The 8,957-nt window shown below is 68.8% G+C and carries 8 protein-coding genes; 6 read left to right on the forward strand and 2 right to left on the reverse strand.

Features of this window, described 5'->3' with window-relative positions; all coding sequences use genetic code 11:
- Positions 1–704 precede the first annotated feature (704 nt).
- A protein-coding gene (locus OG299_RS42975) for an IS630 family transposase (protein ID WP_442817568.1) occupies positions 705–1,777 on the reverse strand; the annotation gives its coding sequence in 2 pieces (ribosomal slippage) (positions 705–1,267 and positions 1,267–1,777; 1,074 coding nt in all).
- 156 nt (positions 1,778–1,933) lie between these two features.
- Here OG299_RS42975 and OG299_RS40455 point away from each other — a divergent pair.
- The 6 genes from OG299_RS40455 to OG299_RS40480 all read left to right on the forward strand — a co-directional run bounded on the left by OG299_RS40455 (position 1,934) and on the right by OG299_RS40480 (position 7,309).
- Positions 1,934–2,893: a hypothetical protein gene (locus tag OG299_RS40455; RefSeq protein WP_327359899.1), complete on the forward strand. Its 960-nt coding sequence runs from the start codon at positions 1,934–1,936 to the stop codon at positions 2,891–2,893.
- A 913-nt stretch (positions 2,894–3,806) separates the two neighbouring features.
- A complete protein-coding gene (locus OG299_RS40460; RefSeq protein WP_327359898.1) occupies positions 3,807–4,250 on the forward strand; it encodes a hypothetical protein in 444 nt (147 codons plus the stop codon).
- A complete protein-coding gene (locus OG299_RS40465; RefSeq protein ID WP_327359897.1) occupies positions 4,244–4,564 on the forward strand; it encodes a hypothetical protein in 321 nt (106 codons plus the stop codon). Before OG299_RS40460 ends, OG299_RS40465 begins: the two co-directional genes overlap by 7 nt.
- A gap of 92 nt (positions 4,565–4,656) precedes the next feature.
- On the forward strand, positions 4,657–5,214 hold the full coding sequence (locus tag OG299_RS40470; RefSeq protein ID WP_327359896.1) for an ATP/GTP-binding protein: 558 nt from the start codon (positions 4,657–4,659) through the stop codon (positions 5,212–5,214).
- A 1,092-nt stretch (positions 5,215–6,306) separates the two neighbouring features.
- Positions 6,307–6,594 (forward strand): hypothetical protein, encoded by a 288-nt coding sequence (locus OG299_RS40475; protein WP_327359895.1) that lies wholly within the window; start codon positions 6,307–6,309, stop codon positions 6,592–6,594.
- A 13-nt stretch (positions 6,595–6,607) separates the two neighbouring features.
- Entirely contained in the window at positions 6,608–7,309 is a 702-nt protein-coding gene (locus OG299_RS40480; protein WP_327359894.1) for a helix-turn-helix domain-containing protein, read from the forward strand.
- 150 nt (positions 7,310–7,459) lie between these two features.
- Here the strand turns inward: OG299_RS40480 and OG299_RS40485 are convergent, their stop codons facing one another.
- Complete coding sequence (locus OG299_RS40485; protein ID WP_327359893.1) at positions 7,460–7,744, reverse strand: hypothetical protein; 285 nt, start codon at positions 7,742–7,744, stop codon at positions 7,460–7,462.
- Between the last annotated feature and the right edge of the window lie 1,213 nt (positions 7,745–8,957).

The following is an 8,957-nucleotide window of genomic DNA, read 5'->3' on the forward strand; positions in this document are numbered from 1 at the left end:
CGGTGACTGAATCGGTGAGTGACCGACCATCACCTCACCGGTGCCGGTCACCGGCACGCCGAAACGGGAGCCCACTCGACGCGAGCGGTCGGCGTGGGCGAGGCCCGGCACGTGGTCGTGCTCGGCTGTTTCCGCCGTGACCGGTCCAGTAGCCACACGCGTTTGACCTGTGGTTTGACCGATGACCGATGGTCAGGAGGGCCGGTGACCGGTGACCGATCCGACCTCCATCGGTCATCGGTCATGACCGATCTTCCAAAGTCACCAGCCCCCCACACCGCTGCATGCCCGGTGACTGGCAGCGTGCTCACCGGTCGACAGAAGCGAGGCGCGGGTGCCAGAGCCGGTGAGTCATCCGGGGACCCTGTCGCTCGCCGTTCGTCGGGGTGGTTTTGTACACGACTTGCGGGTTCTGGCACACATTCCATGAACGATCTTGCGGGCTCTCCGCCAACAGCTCGCGCTCGCCTTCCACCACGCCGTACAGACGTCCCACGCGTCATCGACGACCTCCGTCGCCGACGCCGACCACGCCCCCTACGCCGAAATCGCCGCCATCTCATGGCCGACCTGTCCCTCAGTGTCGCGTCTGGTGTGCTGTGGGTCAGCGGCGAGGAGCGCACCCGCCAGCAGTGGCATGGTCTGGTCCTCGCCCGGCGGCCATACGGGCGGCGCGGCGGGCGTCTTCCCAGTTACTGAGGTTTTCAGGGTGGCGTCGGTGGGTTGATAGCCAGGCCTGTGGCGGTGAGGCAGCCATCGATCAGGTGGGGCCGGAGCTGGATTCTGCGTAACTCGCGGCGGAATGTGCGGTCGAGGTCGTCGGGTGTGGCGAAAGCGGTGTTGGCCATTGCTCTGCGCACGAGTGACCAGACGGCCTCGACGGGGTTCAAGTCGGGCGCATAGGGCGGGAGGCGGACGGTGGTAAGCCAGTCGTGCTCGGCCTCGTACCGTTTCAGCCCGGCGGTGAGGTGGGTGTTGAGATTGTCCCAGACCACCACAATCGGGCCGTCGAGCTGGATGTGTGCCCGCACCAGCAGGTCGCGGTAGTCCTTCCAGGAGAAGCTCTTGCGTGCGCCCTTGAGCAGGAGATGGGTGCGGGGGCGGTGGATGAGACGGCTCTTCTCACCGGGTTTGTAGCAGCACAACGCGGCGACCGAGGTCCGGCGGCGGGACCTGCCACGGACGCGGATGACGGGAGTCTGCCCGCGCCGGCCCCAGGTGCGGGCACGGGGCGGAGTCATCGAGAAGCCGGCTTCGTCCTCGAAGACGACCCAGGCACCGGACGCCGCCGCGAGCCTTTTACCCGGGGCCACACCTCCTTCTTCCACAGCTCCACCGCGTGCTCGTCACGCTCGAGGGCTCTGCGGGCGGGCGCCTGCCAGGACCAGCCGTGCCGTTTCAGCAGCCGCCATACCGTCGCCACCGACAGGCTCACCCGAAGACGCCGACGGATCAGCGTCTGGACCCGGACCAGAGTCCAGCGCTCGTCTTCGAAGCCGTGCGCCGACGGGCCCTTGCCGAGTTCCTCCTCGAGCACAGCGAACTGGGCATCGGTGACGGTCGGGGAGTTCGCGGGACCCGCCGAGCGCAGGGCCTCCATGCCGCCCTCGCGCCATGCACGACGCCACCGTTCCACCGATCGGACACTCACCCGCAGCTCTTTCGCGATGACCGCGGTCTTCTCACCCGCCGCGAACCTTTCGCCGGCCTGAAGCCGGATCCCCTCACGAAACGCCCGACGCTCAGCGGTCAGGCCCCCACCCTCTGGATACCTCACCTCACCGGCATACCGCAGGGATCATGAACCGTCACTACCCGATGACAACCCGAAAACCTCAGTACCTGGACGGTGCCCGCGGGCGAGGTGTGGCCGGTAGCGTGATCGTGTTCTCGGCCCCCGCCGACGGGGCCGCGGGGGAGGGGGGAGATCCCGGTGGCTGCTCTTGAAGCGATTTACGGAGTGCTGGGTGTACTGGGAGGCGCGACGATTGGCGCTTGGAGCGCCGGACGTCTGCAGCGTGGGGCACACAAGACCACCTCGGCAACCGCGGCCGCCGAGCAGAAAGCCCGGACAACCGAACTTGCCCTGGAGACCACCTCCACCGTCCGCATCGCCACCCGGGCCTGGGCGCTGTTCATGGAACTCGCGGTCCAAGACCTTGCGGCCAACCGGCCTGTGGAAGTGGCCTCCTTCGACGCCACGGTGCAAACGCTCCTCGGTGATGTCACCAGCGCCCTCTTCCGCCTTGCGGCGATCCCCGGCATCCCCTTCGCCGAAGCGCCGGCGCGCATGGACTCGCCCCTTACCCATGCAACGTGGACCCTCCGGGAAGCTCTGCTCCTCAATGAAGTGATTGGACGGACTCTCCAGCCTGGGCAAGCCGACATGCTTCTGGCGCTGGTACGCGACGGTGCCGCCGACATGAACGAGACCTTCGTCAGGCAGACCAACCTGCTCACGGGTCGCACATCCGCTCCCCCCGAGCAGGCCCAGCAGCCCCAGCGGATAGCCAGCCACCTCAGCAGGCCGCAGCCATACCGGCTTCCGAACCACCTCGGCGGGGCGCAGCCGCAGGGGCCCGCCCAGTTGCCCGACCACCTCAGCCGCGCATATGGATACCCGGGGGCGGGTCCGGAAGATCTGAGCATGAGCAGGCCATCTCTGCCCCGCCGGTCCGCCGGACCTGAGCCGTTCGAGGCGTTCTGGTTCGCGGTGCCGACGCCCCGCCAGTTGTACACGCTGGAAGGAGAGGCTTCCTCGCCCCCTGGGGACCAGCTCCTGCCGGGCTCCTGGTACCTGGCAGTTGAGCCTCACCGTTCAGGTCTTGTGGTCGCGGTAGTCGACGACATCAAACTCGTCCTTCAGGACACGCAAGGCATCCAGAGAGGCTAAGAGAGCATCTGATCAACGTTCAGGCCGTGTTGATGAGGCTCGTTGAATTTGGCTATGGCGAGTATTTCGTGAAGGTCACGGGGTCCGTAGCGGGCGATGCCCCATGAGGTGACGCGTCCGAATTGCTGTCGATGCAGCGCCTGCGTAGCCGTCCGGGCCGTCCGCAGCCACGCGGCCTCGTCGTTTGCCGCATGTCCGGAATAGCGTGAAAGAGCAGGACCCGCTGCGGTCGCCGATGGAACCTCCCCCGCCCCGAGAAGTACCAGCGCTCTTCCCGCGGGGGCTGACCTGGGGGGGATGGGTGGTGTCCGGTCTGGGGGTTCCCACCTCCGGCAGAACCTCCAGTGCGCCTTCCGGTCCGCCGGCGCGGGCAATGGCCGGTGCACCGTCCGGTGCAACCCCCGTCTGGTTGGCCTGGGGTGGGGCCGGTTGTCGCTTCCGGGACCGCGGGAGGGGTCCCGTACGGTAGTAGTCGCCGGACTGGCGCCACCTTGTCCTGGTGGCCCGCGCGTGGTCGACCGGCGTGTCCTCCGAGGGGGAGACATGGGGGGAGACATGGGGGGAATCATCGGGGGACTTATGGGGGGAAACATGGGGGGAGGCGGTTCTTGAGGTCTGCCTGCATCGCCTCTGGTCAGGGCCTGTTTTGTGGGTGGTGACTAGCCGGACTTATTAGGTGGGAGGGGGTAGGGGTAGGGGGAGTGGGTTGAGGGTGGTGTGGGGGTGGGGGGATTTGGCTGGCTGGATTTCCTGGTGATCGTGGGGCTGCGTGTCGTTAGCGTGGCGTGATCACGAGTCAGGGAGGCGTAGTGCGGGGCTGGCTGGCGGTGCGGGTGGTGTGGCGGCTGTGGGGCTGCTGGCTGGGTGTGGGGGCGGTTCGTCGGGCGGCAGGGCCGTGCAGCCGGTGCCGGCTGTGTCTGGGGCTCCGTCGGCGGCTGATCCGGACGCGGGGGAGCGGGCGGCGGTGCTGGAGGCGTACAAGGCGCTGACGGCTGCGGAGGAGCGCTCGTACGCCGGGGCGAAGGTCGACCCCGACCTGGCCCGCTACGCAACGGACAAGGCGTTGGCGGACATCCAGGCCACGGTGTTCTGGCACCAGCAGGGCAAGACGGTGATGCAGGGTCCGGTCCGCCGCGACGCGAAGGTGACCGTGCTGGACACCGCCTCGGCGCCGCTGCGGGCCACGGTGACGGATTGCGCGGACTCGAGCGGGCAGCGGGAGGTGGAGACCGCCACGGGCCGTGAGGTGCCCTACAGCGGGCCGCGCCGCCACGTGGTGACCTCTACCGCCATCCGCCCGGCGGTCGGGAGCTGGCAGTTCGTGACGTACGTGATCGCGCGGGACCGCTCGTGCTGATCGGCCCCCGCCTTGGCGGTGCCCTGGCCGTGGTGCTCCTGGGGGCCGGGGCAGGCCCCGCCTCGGCGGACGGGCCGGGCGGCGGGGTGGTGTGTCCGCCGGCCAAGCTGAACTGCGATGTCACAGCTCGGGACCCGGGCAAGCCTGGATCGGGCGAGCCTGGCGGGGAGCCGGACAAGCCTGGCGGGGACGGCGCGGGCAAGCCTGGCGGGGACGGCGCGGGCAAGCCTGCGTGCGCGATCGACGGCATGGAGGTGCCGTGCTCCACCCCCGAGATGGGGACGTTCAGCGCGGCGGACTCCTGCTACTGGTAGGCGCTGGACCCGCCCCCGCAGCTCCGGACGGGTTCAACACCGGGGCGCCGGCCGGGTGGAAGCCGGGTGACGGCGGCGGGGCGCTGTACCTGGTGACCTGCCCCAGCGGGAACGGTGACGTCCGCGCCGGCATCCGCTGGTCCGCCACCGGCCCGGCCGGCGGCGGCGTCGACGTCCAGGCGCTCGCACAGCAGGCGGTCGAACGCCTGCGCCTGGAGGGCCCGGACATCGGGATCGTGCCGCGCCCCGACGGCAAAGGCCTGGTCGGGAAGCCGGTGTGGATGTGGAACCGGCCGGGCCCGGCCCGGACCGGCCCGGCCACGGCGTCCGCCTCGGCCGGATCCGTCACGGTCACCGCGACCGCCAGGGTCCGCAACGTCGTGTGGTCCATGGGCGACGGCGCACAGATCACCTGCACCGGCTCCGGCACCCCGTACGCGGCCGAGTTCGGGAAGCAGATGTCACCGGACTGCGGGCACATGTACACCCGCACCAGCGCCCAGGCGCCGGGTGGCCGCTACGCGGTCACTGCCACCACGACCTGGGAGATCTCCTGGGCCGGCGCTGGGCAGACCGGCACACTCACCACCACCCGCGAGAGCGCCACCAGCCTTGCGATCGGTGAGCTCCAGGTCCTCAACGTGCCCTGACCTGCGGCACAGGAACTCACCGTTCCTGTAGTGGTGACTACGGATATGGCCGGTGAGTTCCGGCGCGGCCGCTGGTGGAGTTCTGGCGCCCGGGCAAGCCTGTCCGTCCGTCGCGGTCGGGAGGGTTGCACCGGGAGGGGGCTCCACCGTTGTCTGCCCATTGCACCGGCCATTGCCTCGCAGGTACTGCCGCAGGTAGGACCCCCGTGTTCGCAATCATGGAGGTTCGTGCAGGTCAGAACCGGTGGGCAAGCCTGTCAAGCGCGCCGACACCTCTTTGTACGCGATAGCCGGACATAGAGGTTGACCCCAGCACAGCCGCCGTGCCGGACGGATCACCCGCCCGCAGGTCGGCCTGCACCGGGCCCTGCGCCCAGACGGCGACGGGCGGACGCGGGCGCGGGTGCCTCGGCGGAGAAGGACTGTGCCGGCTGCTCGCGCGCCAGCTCAGCCGCGAGACGGCCGCGGGGGCCGGCTGTGGCCGGGGTGTCGGTGGTGGGGCGGGGGCCGGTGCCCAGGGGGCGGCGCTCGATCATCCGGCCAGTGTGCTTCGGGCGTGCCCGGTGGAAACGGCCGGGTCGGCGGGTATCGGTCTGTTTCCGGCTTCGGGGTGGTTGTGGGTATGGCGAAAGTCGATGCACGCCGTGTCCGGCGTCATCGACTTCGCGCTGGTCACGCGCCAACATGACCGAGCATGTCCCTGGTTTGCCGTGGGTGGAGCCAGTAGCAGTCAGGGCGCCAGCGAGAGCTTGTCCATATATGGGCCGCCCGCGCTTTCGGGTTCCAGCCTCAGCTTGAAGGGACCTGGAACGAAGGATTCCGGTTGGGATCCAAGTTGAGCCAACCAGTGAGGATGAACATCACCGCACGTCAGGTCGATGAGCCGGGCGAAGTTTTGAGATCCGCTCTCATAGACGGATCCTGAGCCAACTTTGCGGCTGGTCCGAACGTGTCGCGCACCTGGGATCGTTGGAGTTTCAGGGACTGTTGATCGCTGCTCGGGTGACGCCAATCACCCAGTGATCAACGGCCAATTGGAGCCAGTAGCAGGGCGGCGACCTCAGGGTCGCCGCTCAGATTCAGGAGCCTTCAATGAGCCCGATCGACGGGGCGCCGGCCCCCACCATCTCTTCTGGGCGCTTCGGTATGGCGCACGCCCTCGTGATCACCGCGTTTCTCGCAGCCGCGGTCATCCTCACCCTCGCCGCGCACATGGCTGCGCGGGACACCCTTACCCTTCTCGGCGGCGCCGGCGCGGTCGCTGTTGTCGTCCTGGTCTCCGCGAACGTCAAGGGCGGCAACGGAAAGGACGGGGGGACGGGCCTGCTGCGTCGGCTGTTGAGCGCGGCGTTCAGCCCTGGATCGGGGACCGGGGTCTAAGGGGGCAGCGGTCATGGGACGCCCTGAAGCCCCTGCGGACCGGACGGTTCCCGAACGGGCCGAGCTCGCCGAGCTGCTCCGCGCCGCGCGGGCGCGGAGCGGGTCAGGCAAGCCGCTCACCTATGAGGCGTTGGCCAGGCGCACGGCCTGGTCCAGCGCGGCCCTTAAGCGGGCAGCTTCTGGAAAGACGCTGCCCGCCTGGGAGCTGGTGGCGGCCTTTCTGGCCGCTTGCCAGTCCAGCTCGGTCCTGCAGAAGGAGGCGCTCCACCTTCACGGGAGGGCGCAGCATGCCGTGGCTCTGCATGCGAAGGAGGCGCGGGTCACCACCGTGGTGCCCCGGCCGCGGTTTGTCAGCGACGAGGCGGACCTGAGCCGGGCATTGAGGGACGCCTACGGGCATGCGGGGCGTCCTCCGGTCCGGACGATGTCCCAGCGGGCTGGGAGGTGGGTCCTGCCTCACAGTTCAGCCCACCGGATCATCACGGCCCGGGCGCTGCCGGTCAATGTCGGCCAGTACATCGGCTTCCTTGAGGCCTGCGAGGTCACTTCCAAGGACCTTCCCGACTGGTTTACCGCTTGGCACAAGGTCATGGGGCCGCCCTGCACGGACACTCCCGACGACGTCTGGTGGTGGCGTGCATCGACCTGGCGCGAAGAGCTCTACGAGGGCTGGTTCTACGAAACCTTCGGCCACAGCGCCACGGTTGCGGCGTGACGCGAGGAGCTGGCCACGCCTGCGGCCGGTGAGGCGGTGCCCACCCGGACAAGCCGGGTGGGCACCGCCTTTTTTGCAACATGCATGGCGGGTTCCGATCGCGTGGCAGACGGCCGCCCCTGCCGGGCCGGCGCATGTGCCTGCGTGCGTTCAGCGGCGTCGGAGGAGGTAGGGGACGACGACGGCTGCGTATACGCCGGCGGTGCTGACCCCGGTGGCTACGGGGTTGGCCCAGGACGGTGCGAGCCGTACCGCCAGGAGCGCGCCGATGGCGAGGACGAAGCCGAGCACTCCGATGAGTGCGTCTCGCTGCCGCCGCCGCGTCAGCTGCTGCGCGTTGGTCTCGGTGGTCTCGCTCGCCTCGGCTTGGGTGGACGCGTTGGTGATCCTTTCCTTGGGCCCGGAGTCGGGCTGGTTGGTTGGGTGCGAGGGCACCTGTGCGAGTCCGGCCGGCGGGGGTCGAGTTCTCGCGAATTTGCGTTTCGTGCCTGTTCGGAGGCTGTCTGGTGAGTGCGACACCGCGGGTGATTGTCACTGGGGTGCTGCGGTTGTCGTCATCGCGGGTGGGGTGTCGTTCGTACTGGTCAGGGGTGGGTTGGCTCCTGGTGGTGACATTCTGGTGCGGTGTGTTCGGTGTCATCGTGTGCGTTGTTGCTGGACAGCGGGGTGCGGTGTCTATGGGGCGGGTCGGCCGGCGTCCGGGGTGGGCCGTTGTTGTCCGGTCTCTGTCGCCGGTCAGTGAAGCTGAGCAGTCGTCAAGGCTCTGACCTGGGGGTTGTGCAGTTTGGGTGAGCGGGTTTGGTGATGGGTCGGCTCACTGAATCTGCGTAGCATCGGAGTTCGTTGGTCTTCTGACCTGCGGTGTTCGTCGGCCTGACCGCGCTGCGCAGGTTGGTTGGGAACTGTGCAGTTTCACTGGTCGTCGACAGACCCTACCGCCGCACCAGGTGTGGTGCTCAACCTCGTTTCCCGGGCTTATCCGGCTAGCAGATTGAGTCACCGAGCGGGTGGTGGCCCTGGCTGCCGGCAGAGCGGTGGGGATGTGGTGGTCTAGTGGGCTCGAGAAGCAGCACAAGAAGGATCACCTGACTGCGGGGAGATAAGACGTTGGGTCCGTGGGACGTCAAAGAGGACGGAGATCGTGAGCAGTGGGCGTGGAGCCCGCTGGTTGGTGTGGGGCCGTTGGAGTTCGGTATGAGGCCGGACGAGGTGGCCGCAGCGCTCAGCGGCCCGGAACCTCGCACACGGTCGTGTGCCGGGTATCACGACCGCAGTGCAGTGCCCATCTGGGAGCGGTACCCCGACCCCGGGGTGGCGCTCTACTACACGGGCGCGGGCCACCTGGCGGCCGTAGCTGTCGATGCCCTGAACGGCCCTCAGGTCCCCCTGGACGGTATGGGGTTGGTCGGGCGTGTGCCCTCAGGCCTGGGGTGGGAGCGAAGCGGACACCCCAACGAGCCGAAGGCTCGGACCCCGTGAAACGGGGTCACCCAGGCCCGCGAAGCGGGCCGTTCGGGTGGAGCGCAGCGGAACCCGAACCTGTCCGGAGCGAAGCGCAGGACACTGGCCCGAAGGGCCAGCTCTGGCTCGGCGAAGCCGAGCCCCGCCAGCGCAGCGAGGCGGTTCTCTCCTGAGCGCGTAGCGCTCA

It is taken from the genome of Streptomyces sp. NBC_01296 (genome assembly GCF_035984415.1).
Lineage (GTDB): Bacteria > Actinomycetota > Actinomycetes > Streptomycetales > Streptomycetaceae > Streptomyces.